The following is a 14,743-nucleotide window of genomic DNA, read 5'->3' as shown; positions in this document are numbered from 1 at the left end:
TTAAGCCAGCACCGATGAGACCAGCAGTTGCGTGTAAGGATGATGCGGATCGTCCAGCACCCGGTCGGTCAGACCGCTCTCCACCACCTTGCCCTGCTTCATCACCAGCAGGCGGTGCGCCAGCAAGCGCGCGACGCCGAGATCGTGGGTGACGATCACCACCGCCAGATTGAGTTCGCGCACCAGCGTACGCAGTAGATCCAGCAGTCGTGCCTGCACCGACACATCCAGACCACCGGTCGGCTCATCCATAAACACCAGCGTGGGTTGCGTCACCAGGTTGCGTGCAATCTGCAAACGCTGCTGCATACCGCCGGAGAAGGTGGTCGGCAAATCGTCGATGCGGTTGGCGGGGATTTCGACGTCCTGCAACCAGCGCATCGCCTCTTTACGGATGTCACCGTAATGACGCTGGCCGACGGCCATCAGGCGCTCGCCGATATTGCCGCCCGCCGTGACCTGCGGGCGCAATCCGTCCAGCGGATGCTGATGCACCACGCCCCATTCGGTACGCAACAAGCGGCGGCGGTCGCTCTCACTCAGTTGATAAAGATCCTGAGCACGATAAAGAATGTTGCCCTGCTGCGGCGCTAAACGCGCAGACAGGCTACGCAGCAAGGTGGTTTTGCCGGAACCCGACTCACCCACAATGCCCAAGACTTCCCCTGGATAGAGTTCAAAGCTGACGTCTTCAAAACCTTTGCCTGGCGCATAAAGGTGCGTCAGATTGTTGACCGCAAGCAGCGGCTGTTCACTGTGCATGTTGTTGTTCCTGCTGCTGGTGGCAAAAATCGGTATCGGAGCAGACAAACATGCGCGTACCGGCATCATCCATGACCACCTCATCGAGGTAGCTGTGGCGTGAACCGCACAGGGCACAGGGTTCATCCCAGCTTTGTACGGTGAATGGGTGGTCGTCGAAGTCGAGGCTTTCCACTTTGGTATAAGGCGGCAAGGCATAAATGCGCTTTTCACGCCCGGCGCCAAACAGCTGCAGCGCAGGCATCATGTGCATTTTCGGGTTATCGAATTTCGGGATCGGCGAAGGGTCCATCACGTAGCGATCGTTGACCTTCACCGGATAGGCATAAGTGGTGGCGATATGGCCATAGCGGGCGATATCTTCATACAGTTTGACCTGCATGATGCCGTACTCTTCCAGTGCGTGCATGGTGCGGGTTTCCGTTTCGCGCGGCTCGATGAAGCGCAGCGGCTCAGGAATCGGCACCTGGAAAATCAGCACCTGATCTTCCTGCAATGGCGTCTCCGGAATGCGGTGACGCGTCTGGATCAGCGTGGCGTCTTTGGTGGCTTCGGTGGTAGCTGCCCCGCTGACACGCTGGAAGAAGCGACGGATCGACACGGCGTTGGTGGTGTCATCCGCGCCCTGGTCAATCACCTTCAGCACGTCGCTGTCGCCAATGATGCTGGCGGTGATCTGGATACCGCCGGTGCCCCAGCCGTAAGGCATCGGCATTTCACGTCCGGCAAACGGCACCTGATAACCCGGAATCGCTACCGCTTTGAGGATCGCGCGACGAATGGTGCGCTTGGTCTGCTCATCCAGATAGCCGTTGTTATAGCCGGTTAACTCACTCATCGTTTTGCTCCTGAACCTGTTCACGCAGCCGTTTCAGCAACTCCAGCTCCGCCTGGAAATCGACGTAGTGCGGCAGTTTCAGATGCGAAACAAAGCCCGCCGCTTCCACGTTGTCGGCATGCGACAGCACGAACTCTTCGTCCTGCGCCGGGCCGGCAATACGTTCGTTGTAATCGGGTGCTTGCAGAGCACGATCCACCAGTGCCATCGCCATCGCCTTGCGCTCTGAACGGCCAAACACCAGCCCGTAGCCGCGCGTGAAGTGCGGTGCACCTTCGGTTTGCGTGGTGAAGCCGTTGACCATTTCACACTCGGTCAGCAGGATTTCACCGATATCAATCTCAAAGCCCAGTTCTTCCGGGCAGATCGACACGCTGAGATAGCCGGTACGGATTTCGCCAGCAAACGGGTGGTTGCGGCCATAACCGCGCTGCGTCGAATAGCCGAGCGCCAGCAAGAAACCTTCGTCGCCGCGCACCAACTGTTGCAGACGTGCCGCGCGCGTGGCCGGATAACCAGGCGGTTCACGCGTGATATCACAAGGCTCGCTGCCATCATCCTCTTCGCGCGCTGCCAGGCCCTCTCTGGTCATCATGCTGAACACATGCGGGCAGTGCTCTGGCAGCGCCTGATCGTCACGCGGTGCCGCCGGGGTTTCACCGTTAGCCAGCAGCGTGAAGTCGAGCAGGCGATGGCTGTAATCGTAGGTGGGACCGAGCACCTGACCGCCCGGCAAATCTTTGTACACCGCCGAGATACGACGTTCGATGCGCATCTCATCGGTGTCTAGCGCCAGGCTGTCAGCCAGACGTGGTAGCGTCGTGCGATAGGCACGCAGCAGAAAGATCGCTTCGACCAAATCGCCGCTGGCTTGTTTAATGGCGAGTGCCGCCAGTTGGGGATCGTAGATACCGCCTTCGGTCATCACGCGATCCACCGCTAATCCCAGCTGCTGTGCGACCTGATCGCAGCCGAGTTCTGCGATATCGCGGTCGCCACGGCGCAAATCAGCTTGTAGCTCATGAGCACTGGCTATCGCCTTCTCGCCCCCTTTCACCGCAACGTACATCAGCACACCTCCACGTCGGTAGTGCGTGGCAAGGCCATCATCGCTTCACCGCAGGTGAAAATCAGATCCACGCCCAGTGGGAACGGGTGCGGACGCTCGCGCAGATAGGTCAGAATGGCTTCGGGAAGCTGCGGGGCGATGGCGCGTGACTCACGCAGGCCAGGACCAGACAGGCGCAGAGTTAAGCCGCCGTTCAGTGATGGCACTTCAATGATCAGTGTGGTGCTTTTTTCCGGTGACATATTGTCGCCCGGCGCAAACTGCGCGGGATCCGGATTGGATGCCGCATGCGTCAGGGCAAAGGGTGCATGGCGCTCTTCCACAATCGGCACACCGGTGTGAAAACGCAGGTTGTTACGCACGATTTCACTATCTACGCGGCCATCCAGCCACAACGCACTCTCCTGATCCACCAGCGTCAGCAGTACCGCCGTTGCGGCAGGCGACAGGTCGCCCCAGCCCTGTTCCAGTGGCAGAGAGACCATCACGCCTGGCTCGCTCATCGCTTTAAGAATGCGGCGGAAGGCACGCTGTGAATCGGCAACCGGATGGTTAAAACTGGCCAGTAATGTCATTAGTTATCTCCGCGTACCAGCGTAAAGAAGTCCACTTTAGAGCTGGCGATTTCACGTGCGCGCAGTTGACGCTGCTCTTCACGCAGGGCCGCCAGCGGGGCAATTAATTTTTCCTGCAACAGCGCATGGGTTTCCGGCTGTTGCAGCAGCGCATCAATCACGGCGCAGCGTTCGGCATGGGCTTTATCGCGGCCCAGCACATAACTGAAACCGAGGGTGCCATCATGCAGTTTCACTACGGCACGCGTGACGGTGGCATCGCCCATCACGAAGCGTTTGCCGCTACCGCCCATGCGCGCCTGCAAACGGGTTAAACCGGTTTCGGCGGGACGAATCGCTTCAAATTGCGCTTTGAGGTGCAGCGACTGCCAGTGGGCATTTAGCTGGCTGGCTTCGCTGTGCGCGAGTACCGATAGCCAATGCTGGCGAGCGGTTTGCTGTTTCATTCATGCTCCAGAGTCAGTTCAATCATGTCGCCACGCGTCAGGCTGACGGAGTATTCCGCTACCTGACCGTCACGGTGTTTATTCAGGGTGCGCACGCACAGCAGCGGTGACTGCAGGGCAATCTCCAGCTGTTTACACTCTTTCGCCTGTGCGCGGCGGGTGCTGATTCGGGTTTGCGAACGCGTTAAATCGAGGCCAAGGTGCTGCTGCATGAAGTCATGCAGCGAGCCGTTCTGGAACTGCTGTATCGTCGGCCACCAGCTCAGTTCCGGCAGGAAGTGATTGATGACACACACCGGCACGCCATTCACGCGGCGCAGCGTGCGCAGATGAATCACGTTGTCGCCTTCATTAATGGCGAGCGCACTGGCCACATCACCACTGGCGGGACGCAGCACCGCCAGCAGTCGCTCACTGGTGGGGTGGCTGCCCTGCTCCAGCAGGTTTTGGCTAAAGCGCGCCTGCGCATGTAAGGGGTAATCATAGGGACGCATCAGCACCAAAATGCCGACGCCGTGACGGCGTTGCAGCAGCCCTTTGTTCACCAGTTCATCTACCGCGCGGCGCAACGTATGGCGGTTGACTTCATAGTGATCGGCTAACTGTTGTTCAGAAGGCAGATAGTCACCACAGCGATAACGCTCTTGCAGTGCCTGCTCCAGTTGGGCGGCGACCGCCTGATACACAGTGGTCGGATGTCTGGATATCTCCATCACGTTCAATACCTCATTCGCTATGGGTTGAGGAGCGCAACGACAAGTGCTGCGAGATGGCGACTACAGTGCGCGAGCCAGATGACAGCGCCGTGACGACTCAATGACGTGAGGATGAATTTGCTTTAGGGCAGCAGGATCGAAGCGAAACGGCTGTGGTTTTAATAAAAAATTTTTAACTGTTACCTTTGTGACAGTGTTCAAAAAATTATCGCTTATTTTCACCACTTTATCGCTTCCCTTACGGGATGCAGCTTGCGTAAAGTCTGCTAACGTTATTGATGAGCCCTCCTTGTCACGCGAACCTTAAAATGATTAATACAATCAAACTGTCAGATGGATTCAGACGCAATTTCGTTCGGGAAGTGATTTTGCCGTTGGTGGCGATTTTAGTTTTAACCTTTGCCGGAGCAGGTGTTGGCTTGTTCTGGGGCACCTCGTTGAGCAATGAACAGGCTCGCGATCAACAGCAACGCATGATTGAGGCCTCCTTTAGCCAAAGTTTGAATGAACATTTGCGTCAGCTGCGCAGTTTGACTCGCTGGTCGCCTCTCGCGGACCAATTGGCATTGGGCGTACCGGATCAGAGCTGGTTAGATCAAAATATCGGCGGCTGGCTTTATGACATGTTTGACCACCAGTTGATTCTGCTGATGGATCGTAACAATCAGCCGCTGGCGATCTGGCGTGAGGGTAAACGCGTGCCCAGTGACAGCGTGGGGCAATACCTAAAAGACATGCTGGCCAGTCCGCTCGTGGTGAGCAGTGATGAAGTGGCGGGTCCCAGCGATCGCGCCGATTTCGTGCGCATTGGGCAACGTGCCGCGGCCCTTGCTGTGGGCGATATCAGCAGTACCCGTGAAGCAGGCCGCTATCGATTAGTGAGTATCAAATTCCTCGATGATGGCTATTTACGTAATCTGGCGGATCGCAGCCAACTGCAACAGCTACATTTCAGCGATGGCGCACCGCAGCCTGGAACAGATGCACTCTATCAACTGAATTCACAGCAAGGCGATGCAGTGGGTTACCTGAGCTGGCTACCGGATAAACCCGGCGCGCAGATGCTGCGCATGCTCGGCCCTTCAACACTGTTATCCGTGGTGCTGATTACCCTGCTCTGCCTGTTTATGGTCAGGCGCATCTGGACCTCCTCTCTCAATCTGTCGCAATCGTTGCTTAAGCTCGGCGCCAGTGAGGCGCAGGCACAGCATCTGGCTTTTCACGATGTGCTTACCGGACTGCCTAATCGGGCACTGGTGGAAGATCGGCTGACCCAGGCGCTGGCTGCATCCGCCCGGCACGATCAGCGTGTGGCGCTGCTGTTGCTTGATCTCGATCGCTTTAAAAACATCAATGATACCTATGGCCATCATGCGGGCGATGAGCTGATCATTGAGGTGGCGCGCCGCCTCTCGCACATCTTGCGTGCCAGCGATACCGTAGGGCGCATCGGCGGGGATGAATTCATTGTGATGATGCCGGACGTCGATAACATCGGTCAGGTGCAGGCGTTGGCAAAACGCATTATCAGTGAGCTGAGTGAAGCCTATGAGCTGCAAGGCAGCGAAGTGTGGGTTGGGGTCAGCATCGGGCTGGCGCTGGCCCCTAAAGATGGCATTGACCGTCTGGAGCTGATGCGTAAAGCGGACATCGCGCTGTATGAGGCAAAAAACAGTGGTCGCGGCCAGTATCGCCAGTTCGAAAAAGTGATGGATGAATCGCTGCGTACCCGCCAGCAGATGGCGACGGATTTACGTCAGGCGCTGGTCAATTTCGATGGCCTGCGCGTGTGGTATCAACCCCTGATGGAGATCAGCGGACAGCGAGTGGTGGGGTTAGAAGCCCTGCTGCGCTGGCAGCATCCGGTGCGTGGTGATGTCTCGCCGGGTGACTTTATCGCCATCGCCGAAGAGACCGGGATGATCATTCCGCTGGGCGAATGGGTGTTACGTGAAGCCTGTAAAACCTCACTGAAACTGCCGCAGGTGATTGTGGCGGTTAACGTTTCTCCCGTGCAGTTTCGCGCCAGTGGCTTTGTGGAGCGCATCATTGAAATTGTGCGTGAAGAAGGCGCCAATCCGCATCATATGGAACTGGAGATCACCGAAGGCGTATTGATTGAGGATGAGCACGAAGCACGCAATAACATCATCGCGCTGCGTGAGGCCGGTTTTCGCATTGCGCTGGATGATTTTGGCACCGGTTACTCCAGCCTTAACTATCTCAGCACATTCCCGGTCGACAAAATCAAGATTGATCGCTCCTTCACCCAATCACTGGGCGTCGCGCAAAACTCTGCGGCAATCGTTGAATCCGTGGTGCGTCTGGGTCACGCCATGGGCTTAACCGTCACCGCCGAAGGAGTAGAAACCGAAGGCCAGAAGATGGCGCTGGCCGATGCGGGCTGTAATCAGCTACAGGGATATCTGTTCAGCCAGGCCGTACCGTTTGAAGAGATTGAAAAGATGATATAAATGCCCGGCGGGAGGAGCGTGTTCCGCCCTGCGGGCATTGGCGTCAATGCCGCGCCGCTCGCGTTTAATCCCGGTTAGCGGTGGCGGCGCGATCTACCGTGCATCAGGGTTATGACGGAAAATCCGTATCAATCGACGTCTGCTTCCAGTCTTCGATTTGTGCCAGTCTCTCTTTCAACTTACTGGTCACTGCCTCATAACCCCATGCGCCCATCACCAGATGGCGCGGAGGGTTATCGTGCTCCGTGATGGCGATCATCGCCGTGGCCGCACGAGCCGGATCGCCCGCCTGGGTGCCGCTGTATTCGGAAGTCGCTTTCATGCGCGCTGCCGCCGTATCAGCATATTCCGGTAGGGTGCTCGGCGTCTGGTGCAGTGAACGCCCTGCCCAATCCGTGCGGAATGGGCCCGGCTCGACACAAGTGACATGAATGCCTAAAGGCGCCGCTTCCACTGCCAGGGAATCAGACCAGCCTTCCACCGCGTGTTTGCTGGCCGAGTAATAGCCTGAACTGGCAAAGCCAATGAATCCGGCGACCGAGGTGATATTGATCACGTGTCCGCGACGCTGTTTACGCATCGCCGGCAAAATCGCGCGCGTTAAGGCAAAAAGACCAAAGACGTTGGCATCAAACTGAGCACGGATCTCACGCTCATCGCCCTCTTCCACTGAACTCTGATAGCCATAGCCAGCATTGTTCACCAGCACATCTACCGTACCGAATTTGTCCAGTGCGGCCTGAACGGCTTGCTCGATACTTTGCGCATCGGTCACATCCAGTGCCACCGCAAGGGCGTTGTCATGCCCCGCCACCAAATCCTGCACTTTTGCCGGGTCACGCGCGGTCACCACGGTATGAAAGCCGCGCGCAATGGTCTGCTGCGCCAGCTCCCGGCCAAAGCCGGTTGAACAACCAGAAATAAACCAAACGGGCGTGTTTGCTGAAGCCATAGTGACATCCTCTTAAAAGCGCCTGATGAACCGTCATCGGGCAACAAAAGACTATGGCAAAGCCTGAAGCTGAATATTAGCGCTTAGTGCGACCTGTTCATCATCGCCGGATAGCGTTGTTGCAGATTCTGGAAGATGGCCTGCATCTGCGCCTCAAGCATTGCCGGTTGTGGATCTGCTGCAACCGCCTCACGTGTTGCCGGTTGTGCCTCCACTGCCACGGCGTCAAACACCTGCTGCTTGAGGAAGTGGCGCCAGCTGACAGGCGCTTGTGCCAGGAACGCGGTGAGCAACGCATAGCGCGCCGGTGTCCACTGCTGTTCAAACGCGGTGCGGGCTGGGCCGTGATCAAAATGCTGCCGGGCTTCGTGCTGCATCTCAGCGCGTAAACGCGCTGTGGTGACCGCATCCACCTCATCATCAATGATCGCCACGCCGTAGCGCTCACGCGCCATCTGGCGGGAGACGAATCCGCAGCGCACATCCTGCAGCACTGCCGCCGTGTCACGTTCCACTGGCAGGCCATACCCTCCCGCGCCCGGGCCACGCACCTCAACGATATCGCCCGGCTGGCAACGAATGACATCGGTGTTGCCGTGTTCAATGGCCTTGCCGTTGCGCAACGTGCGGAAGTGCGACAATGCCCCTGACTCACCGCCCAGCACGCCAGCCGAGGCGAACACTGACCGGTTGCGATTGCGCGCCGTTACCGTGGTGTTGGGCGCGGTAATTTCAAACGCCATCTCCGTGGCCAGGCCGCCACGATAGCGCCCGGCACCGGCACTGTCCGCTGCCAGCCCATAGCGATGGAAATGGATGGGTACTTCTGCCTCGTTGATCTCAATAGGCGTGTTTTTCAGAAACGCCGATAACCCGCCAGAACCATCCGGGCCATCATGACGTGGTGTACCGCCCGCGCCACCGCCGACGGGTCCTAGCGAAGCCACCACGCTACGGTTCTGGCTATCGCTGGTACGGATATTCATGATCGAGTTGCCGCCGGGTGAGTTGGCCGGTAAGCGATCGGGCAACGCCTGGGAAAAGACGCCAATGGTGGCGATCTGCGATAACGCACAGGTCAGCGATCGCATGCCCACCGCGGCAGGCGCTTCACAGTTCATCACCGTACCGGGCGGCAGGATAGCGCGCGTCGGGCGTAAGGTGCCCGCATTGAGCAGCAGATGGCGATCCAGCGTGGAAAGCACATAAGTGACACCCACCAGCGCCAGCGGGTGGCGTTCACGGCCGCCCGTGGGCATATTCAGCGATGAGGCCAGCTGCGGATCGCTGCCGGTGTAATCCAGCTCCAGCGTGTCGCCGCTAATGCGCAGCGTGATGGCCACGCGGCACGGATAGCCGCCTTCACCATCTTCATCGGCAAAGTCAGCATAGAAGTACTCCCCGTCCGGGATAGTGGCAATAATGCTGCGCGCCTGCGCTTCGGCGTAGTCCAAAATACCCTCGATACCCTGCAGGAAATCCTCAACACCAAAACGCGCGATGATGTCATGGATCTTACGCTCGCCCACGTTCACCGAGGCAATCTGCGCCTTGAAATCCCCCCAGTTTTGCTCTGGTACACGCACGTTGAGGCGCATGATGCTGGCGACTTCTTCATTCAACTCGCCGTTGCGCACAATCTTGAGTGGCGGAATGCGGATGCCCTCCTGCACGATGTCGGTCAGCGATCGCGACAGCGAAGCCGGCACCGCGCCGCCCACATCAGTGTTATGAATATGGCCCACCACAAAACAGACAATCGCCCCGTTGTGAAACACCGGCTTCCAGATATGGATATCCGGCGAGTGGGTTGCCACATTGCCCGCATACGAATCATTGGTGATGCAGATATCGCCCTCCTGATAGCTGTCGATTAACGCCAGCACCGGGCCGTAATCAATGCCGCTGTACCAGGGCGCGCCAAAGCTGCGCGGTGAGGCGAACGCCATGCCATCACGACTGACAATCTGACAGGAAAAATCTTCGGTCTCTTTGACGAAAGTGGAGTGCGCGGTGCGCATCAGCGTAAACGCCATCGCATCGGCCGCCGCCGCGCAATAGTTCGCCAGAATTTGCAGGTTACGTCCGTTAATGGCCATGTTAGTTTGCCTCCAGAGGCGTAATCAGCAAGTTGCCAAAACTATCGACATCCACCTGCATGAACGGTGGAACGCAGGTGGTGCAGTCATCCTGTGCGATGATCACCGGTCCGTTGAGATGATGTCCGGCACGCAGAGTGGCACGCAACACCACATCGACCGGATGTGACGCACCGTCAATCCAGGCATGCACCTGTTTTGCGACCTCGACGGCATCAGTGGCCGCAGGCAACAGATTGAGCGTGGGTTTCGGTGTGGGAGACGCAATCACCAACCGCAGATTGATAATCTGCACCGACGCATCGGCATCACAGTGACCAAACAGCTGCTGATGCTGGCGGTCAAAGGCCTCATGTAAGGCCGCCACGTTGGCCTGCACCAGCCACTCCGGCTGCAATGCGACTTCTATCTCAAACGATTGGCCGCGATAGCGCATATCGGCGCTGTAATGCAAAGTGAACGGCATATCCGCGCCGTGTTGCTCGCGCAGCCAGCCACGCGCACGTTGGCTCAGGGCTTCCGCTTCCGTTGCCAGCCTATCCGCCAGGCTGGCGTCCAGATCGCTGTAAAGCGTGCGAATAAAATCATTGCGGATGTCGGCTACCAGCCCTCCCAGCGCAGACAGTACGCCCGGTGTAGGTGGCACGATCACCCCTTTCATGTTGAGTTCGCGGGCGAGGAAACACCCCATCATCGGGCCCGCGCCACCAAAGGCGAGGAACCAGAACTCACGCGGATCCAGCCCAAAACGCGACAGCAATCCGCTGGTGTCACCGTACATACTGGAGATCGCCAGTTCGATAGCCGTTTCCGCCGTCTCTTCCACCGTAATGCCCAGTTGCTCCGCCAGCGGCTGCCAGGCGGCACGCGCGGCGGCGACATCGACTTTCACCGCGTTGTAGCCCAGATCGCCATGACCGATCATCCCACAGGCCGCAAAAGCATCGGTCGCGGTTGGCTGCGTCCCCCCGCGCTGGAAACACACCGGTCCCGGCAGCGATCCGGCGCTGTCTGGACCCATTTGCAGTACCCCCTGGTTATCGATCCACGCCAGCGATCCGCCCCCCTGTCCCACCGACGTAACGGCCACCGACGGAATATAAATGGGGAAATCACCGATGATTTCACCGTTGCCCTGCGCGACTTGCCCATTGACGATCACCGCCACGTCCGCGCTGGTGCCCCCGATATCCAGACTGAGAATTTTGTCGAAACCGCAGGCGCTGGCGAGGAAGCTGGCACCGATCACTCCCGAAGCCGTACCTGACAGCACCATCTGCACGCATTCAGTTTTTGCCTGCTCCACACCCATCACGCCGCCGTTGGACTTAGTGATACGCGGCGGAGGCTTAACGCCCATGGTGTGTAACGCCTGTTCAAACGATTCGAGGTAATGAATCACCATCGGCTGCACGTAAGCATTGATAGTGGCGGTGATGGTCCGTTCATATTCACGAATAATCGGCCAGATGTCGGCAGAGCAAGAGGTAAGCAGTTCAGGCGCCACGTCCTCGATGATCGCTTTGACCGCCGCTTCGTTCTGGCGATTGCGATAGCTGTGCAATAGCGACACCACAATGCCCTGACAACCCGCCGCACGCGCCTTTTCAATCGCCTCCAGCACACTTTGCCGGTCCACTGGCTGCAACACCTCGCCGTGGCGGTCAGTGCGTTCTTTGATGGCATACACACGGTCGCGGGTAATCAACGGCGCCGGACGTCGCGAGAAGAGATCGTGGATATGGGGGATTTTAAGACGCGCCAGCTCCAGCACATCGCAAAATCCCTCGGTGGCAAACAGCGCCAGCCGCACGCCACGTCGCTGGATCACCGCGTTGATGCCCACGGTGGTGCCGTGGGTAAAGTAGTCAATATGCTGGGGTTCAATACCGTCACGCTGCTGCAACTGCGACAGCCCGGTGAGAATTTCGCTGCCGGGCTGATCCGGCCGCGACAGAACTTTTAAGGTATGGATCTGATGAGTTTGTTCATTCAGCACGGCAAAATCCGTAAAGGATCCGCCAATATCAACGCCAACGCGGTAACCCATGGTGAGCAAGCTCCGTTATCAGGAGAGAGGAAATTCCATCAGTTTTTGTGGGTCCTGCACCACGCGCCAGCCAAGGCGCTGATACAGCTGATGGGCATCATTGGTTGAAAGCATCCAGCGGTGCACCGTGGCCAGTTCCGGGTGCGCACGCACACAGGTTGCCAGCCAGCTGCCCAGGCCATGACCCCGCCAGTTTTCATCAATCATCACATCGCACAGCCAGCCAAATCGGGTGTAATCCGTGACCAACCGCGCGAAGCCAATCTGCTGCTGAAGATGGTAAACACCGAACGGTAACGAGCCGGCAAACGCGCGTTCGGTTTTCGCGCGTGGCTGCGCGCTGGCCCAGTAAGACTTCTCAGTCAATTGCTGGTGGATGTAATCCATATCAAGGCGCTGACGTTCGGTAGAGATGGTGAAGTCGTCGCGCTGCCATTGATGATCGGCAAGGGTTAGAGCGGTCATGGCAACTCCTTGTAAAGCGATAAATTGAGTGTACGGATATGCAGGCACCGGGCGCGCGTGAAGCCACGACCTGAACAGTAAAGATAAAGGGAATTTACGGCAGAGAAGAAATTTTATGCTGCGGGGTCAAAGCGCGTGTTACCGTTATCTCCCACCCGCAAGCAACCGCGCCAATCGATGCGGCGGGCAACATGACAATGGCTGGGTTAGCTGAAACGAAAAATGAGATCTGAGGGAGGGGAGAATCATGTTCCCGTATCGTCAATGCAGGGGCTTAGTGGATCCCTCCTCCCACAACGGGAGAAGGTCTCATGAGAGAACATCAGACACTAAAATCAACTGAGTTATGCTTAGCAATCAGCGATCGCAGTGGAACGGTACTTTTCATAATCGGCGATTTGATCACGATATAGCTGAAGTACTTATCGATGCCGATTTGCGCATCCAGCATCTTCTCAATCACTTCCTGGTAATGCTCAATGCTGCGGGTAATAAAGCGCAGCAAATAGTCGTAGCCGCCGGTAATCAAGTGGCACTCCATCAGCTCATCCACATCGCGTACCGCATTTTCAAATTTCATAAAATCTTCGCGGCGATGGCCCGAGAGCGTCACTTCAGTAAACACGGTGACGGAATCGGTAATTTTGGTCAGATTGATGTGGGCTTCATATCCGGTAATAAATCCAGCCTGCTCCAGGCGCTTCACCCGTTGCAAACAAGGGCTGGGCGAAAGTCCAACGGCATCGGCGAGATTGACGTTGCTGATACGGCCATCTTTTTGTAGTTGCACCAGGATGTTGATGTCGATGCGGTCGAGTTTCATTAAGCCGTTCATAGCACCCCTCATTGTTGACCAATCGCGCAGGCTGATACGATGGTATATCACGCTTTGACGTGACGGCGCTAGCGACTTCCGCACGTCACGTCATTCATTGGTCGAGTCAATAATTCCAGAGATATCAATGAGGAAGCCGGATTTATCCCAGGCGACCACTGGCGCGGGCCAGCGCAATATCAAAGATATGTAACGCTTCTTCCAACTGCGAATCTGTGGTCACCAGTGGCGCGAGGAAGCGCACCACGTTGCGATGCAGGCCGCATTTGATCAGCAACAGACCTTCCTGGCAGGCGCAGTCGAGGATTTTCTGCGTCATCGCTGCGTCAGGGCGTTTGGTTTCGAAGTCGATGATCTCCACCGCCTGCATAAAGCCCACACCGCGCACTTCGCCAATACAGGCATACTTCTCCGCCAGCTGTTGCAGACGCGCGTTAAGCTGTTCACCCAGCTGATTGCTGCGCGCCAGCAGATTGTCGTTTTCCAGCAGGTCCAGCACCGCCAGCGCCGCCGCACAGCCCAGAGCGTTACCGCCATAGGTGCCGCCAAGACCGCCAGGTAATGGCGCATCCATGATGGCCGCTTTGCCGACTACGCCGGAAATCGGCAGACCGCCACCCAGACTCTTCGCCACTGTCACCAGATCCGGCGTAATGCCCAGTTGCTCGAAGGCAAACAGCGTACCGGTACGACCAAATCCGGTCTGCACTTCATCGAGAATCAGCACGATGCCGTGTTTTTCGGTAATGCGACGCAGCGCTTGCATGAAGTTCGCACCCGCTGGCAGGAAGCCACCATCACCCTGAACAGGCTCGATGATGATTGCCGCCACTCGCTCCGGCAGGATCTGCACGGCGAACAACTGTTCCAGCGCTTGCAGGCAGTCATCATCGCTGACGCCATGGAAGGCATTAGGATAAGGAAGGCGATACACCTCTGAGGCGAACGGACCGAAGTTCTGTTTATACGGCTGGCTCATCCCCGTCAGGGTACAGCCCAGTAAGGTACGGCCATGGAAGGCACCGTCAAACGCGATAATGCCGCTGCGATTGGTGTGCGCACGGGCAATTTTCACCGCATTTTCTACCGCCTCCGCGCCGCTAGTGAAGAACACGCTTTTGAAATCTTCACCCTTACCCACCAGTGTATTCAGGCGCTGCGCCAGTTCGATATAGCCCGGATAGGCAACAACCTGGAAACAGGCGTGTGACACCAGCCCAAGCTGTTTTGTCACCGCATTCACCACTGCCGGATGGTTATGACCCACGTTGAGTACCCCAATCCCGCCGACAAAATCGAGATAGCGATTGCCCTCAACATCCCACACTTCACTGCCCTTTGCCCGTTCAATCACCAACGGATGCGCGGTGACCACACCACGTGGCACATTCTGCTCACGTGCATCCAGTAACAGGCCGTTATCGCTATACGCTTGCTGCTCCGCCATGACATTCTGCATTTT

13 protein-coding genes are annotated in these 14,743 nt (G+C 57.4%); 1 reads left to right on the top strand and 12 read right to left on the bottom strand.

The genetic code is table 11. From position 1 onward, the window contains the following. From phnK to phnF, 6 genes are read right to left on the bottom strand one after another with little or no spacing between them, the layout of a single operon-like run. Positions 1-762 (bottom strand): phosphonate C-P lyase system protein PhnK, encoded by a 762-nt coding sequence (gene phnK / locus ACCW76_RS08060; RefSeq protein WP_038646247.1) that lies wholly within the window; start codon positions 760-762, stop codon positions 1-3. Further along, positions 752-1,600 (bottom strand): alpha-D-ribose 1-methylphosphonate 5-phosphate C-P-lyase PhnJ, encoded by an 849-nt coding sequence (locus tag ACCW76_RS08055; RefSeq protein ID WP_058962106.1) that lies wholly within the window; start codon positions 1,598-1,600, stop codon positions 752-754. Before ACCW76_RS08055 ends, phnK begins: the two co-directional genes overlap by 11 nt. After that, the gene (locus ACCW76_RS08050; RefSeq protein ID WP_038646242.1) at positions 1,593-2,669 is read right to left on the bottom strand and encodes a carbon-phosphorus lyase complex subunit PhnI; all 1,077 of its coding nucleotides are present in this window, start codon (positions 2,667-2,669) and stop codon (positions 1,593-1,595) included. The genes ACCW76_RS08055 and ACCW76_RS08050 overlap by 8 nt, the downstream gene beginning before the upstream one ends. Then, entirely contained in the window at positions 2,669-3,244 is a 576-nt protein-coding gene (gene phnH / locus ACCW76_RS08045) for a phosphonate C-P lyase system protein PhnH (protein ID WP_038646239.1), read from the bottom strand. The genes ACCW76_RS08050 and phnH overlap by 1 nt, the downstream gene beginning before the upstream one ends. Continuing rightward, entirely contained in the window at positions 3,244-3,690 is a 447-nt protein-coding gene (phnG, locus tag ACCW76_RS08040) for a phosphonate C-P lyase system protein PhnG (RefSeq protein WP_436338248.1), read from the bottom strand. The genes phnH and phnG overlap by 1 nt, the downstream gene beginning before the upstream one ends. Further along, positions 3,687-4,403 (bottom strand): phosphonate metabolism transcriptional regulator PhnF, encoded by a 717-nt coding sequence (gene phnF, locus ACCW76_RS08035; RefSeq protein ID WP_045832256.1) that lies wholly within the window; start codon positions 4,401-4,403, stop codon positions 3,687-3,689. The genes phnG and phnF overlap by 4 nt, the downstream gene beginning before the upstream one ends. A gap of 311 nt (positions 4,404-4,714) precedes the next feature. On the opposite strand from phnF, the gene ACCW76_RS08030 reads away from it, so the two are divergent. Continuing rightward, positions 4,715-6,880, top strand: a complete 2,166-nt coding sequence (locus tag ACCW76_RS08030; protein ID WP_436338246.1) for a putative bifunctional diguanylate cyclase/phosphodiesterase — start codon at positions 4,715-4,717, stop codon at positions 6,878-6,880. A 109-nt stretch (positions 6,881-6,989) separates the two neighbouring features. Here ACCW76_RS08030 and ACCW76_RS08025 read toward each other — a convergent pair whose 3' ends face one another. From ACCW76_RS08025 to gabT, 6 genes are all read right to left on the bottom strand, one after another. After that, on the bottom strand, positions 6,990-7,832 hold the full coding sequence (locus ACCW76_RS08025; RefSeq protein WP_436338245.1) for an oxidoreductase: 843 nt from the start codon (positions 7,830-7,832) through the stop codon (positions 6,990-6,992). An 83-nt stretch (positions 7,833-7,915) separates the two neighbouring features. After that, positions 7,916-9,931 carry a hydantoinase B/oxoprolinase family protein gene (locus tag ACCW76_RS08020; protein WP_436338243.1) on the bottom strand — a complete coding sequence of 672 codons (2,016 nt, stop codon included), beginning with the start codon at positions 9,929-9,931 and terminating at the stop codon, positions 7,916-7,918. 1 nt (position 9,932) lies between these two features. Then, on the bottom strand, positions 9,933-11,981 hold the full coding sequence (locus ACCW76_RS08015) for a hydantoinase/oxoprolinase family protein (RefSeq protein ID WP_436338242.1): 2,049 nt from the start codon (positions 11,979-11,981) through the stop codon (positions 9,933-9,935). Positions 11,982-11,999: 18 nt separating this feature from the next. Continuing rightward, the gene (locus ACCW76_RS08010) at positions 12,000-12,446 is read right to left on the bottom strand and encodes a GNAT family N-acetyltransferase (protein WP_045832261.1); all 447 of its coding nucleotides are present in this window, start codon (positions 12,444-12,446) and stop codon (positions 12,000-12,002) included. Positions 12,447-12,768: 322 nt separating this feature from the next. Beyond that, positions 12,769-13,281 (bottom strand): Lrp/AsnC family transcriptional regulator, encoded by a 513-nt coding sequence (locus ACCW76_RS08005; protein WP_045815175.1) that lies wholly within the window; start codon positions 13,279-13,281, stop codon positions 12,769-12,771. Between the two features lie 142 nt (positions 13,282-13,423). Then, positions 13,424-14,740, bottom strand: coding sequence for a 4-aminobutyrate--2-oxoglutarate transaminase (gene gabT, locus ACCW76_RS08000; protein ID WP_436338240.1), 1,317 nt, complete (start codon positions 14,738-14,740; stop codon positions 13,424-13,426). Positions 14,741-14,743: the final 3 nt, after the last annotated feature.

It is taken from the genome of Pantoea sp. C8B4 (assembly GCF_051336905.1).
Lineage (GTDB): Bacteria > Pseudomonadota > Gammaproteobacteria > Enterobacterales > Enterobacteriaceae > Pantoea > Pantoea rwandensis_B.
This window is presented reverse-complemented; position numbering and strand designations above follow the sequence as displayed.

Coding starts and splice junctions, on each gene's coding strand:
- ACCW76_RS08015 (WP_436338242.1), bottom strand. CDS start 11,981: ATGGGTTACCGCGTTGGCGTTGATATTGGCGGATCCTTTACGGATTTT.
- ACCW76_RS08020 (WP_436338243.1), bottom strand. CDS start 9,931: ATGGCCATTAACGGACGTAACCTGCAAATTCTGGCGAACTATTGCGCG.
- phnH (WP_038646239.1), bottom strand. CDS start 3,244: ATGACATTACTGGCCAGTTTTAACCATCCGGTTGCCGATTCACAGCGT.
- phnF (WP_045832256.1), bottom strand. CDS start 4,403: ATGGAGATATCCAGACATCCGACCACTGTGTATCAGGCGGTCGCCGCC.
- ACCW76_RS08025 (WP_436338245.1), bottom strand. CDS start 7,832: ATGGCTTCAGCAAACACGCCCGTTTGGTTTATTTCTGGTTGTTCAACC.
- phnG (WP_436338248.1), bottom strand. CDS start 3,690: ATGAAACAGCAAACCGCTCGCCAGCATTGGCTATCGGTACTCGCGCAC.
- ACCW76_RS08030 (WP_436338246.1), top strand. CDS start 4,715: ATGATTAATACAATCAAACTGTCAGATGGATTCAGACGCAATTTCGTT.
- ACCW76_RS08050 (WP_038646242.1), bottom strand. CDS start 2,669: ATGTACGTTGCGGTGAAAGGGGGCGAGAAGGCGATAGCCAGTGCTCAT.
- ACCW76_RS08010 (WP_045832261.1), bottom strand. CDS start 12,446: ATGACCGCTCTAACCCTTGCCGATCATCAATGGCAGCGCGACGACTTC.
- phnK (WP_038646247.1), bottom strand. CDS start 762: ATGCACAGTGAACAGCCGCTGCTTGCGGTCAACAATCTGACGCACCTT.
- gabT (WP_436338240.1), bottom strand. CDS start 14,740: ATGCAGAATGTCATGGCGGAGCAGCAAGCGTATAGCGATAACGGCCTG.
- ACCW76_RS08005 (WP_045815175.1), bottom strand. CDS start 13,281: ATGAACGGCTTAATGAAACTCGACCGCATCGACATCAACATCCTGGTG.
- ACCW76_RS08055 (WP_058962106.1), bottom strand. CDS start 1,600: ATGAGTGAGTTAACCGGCTATAACAACGGCTATCTGGATGAGCAGACC.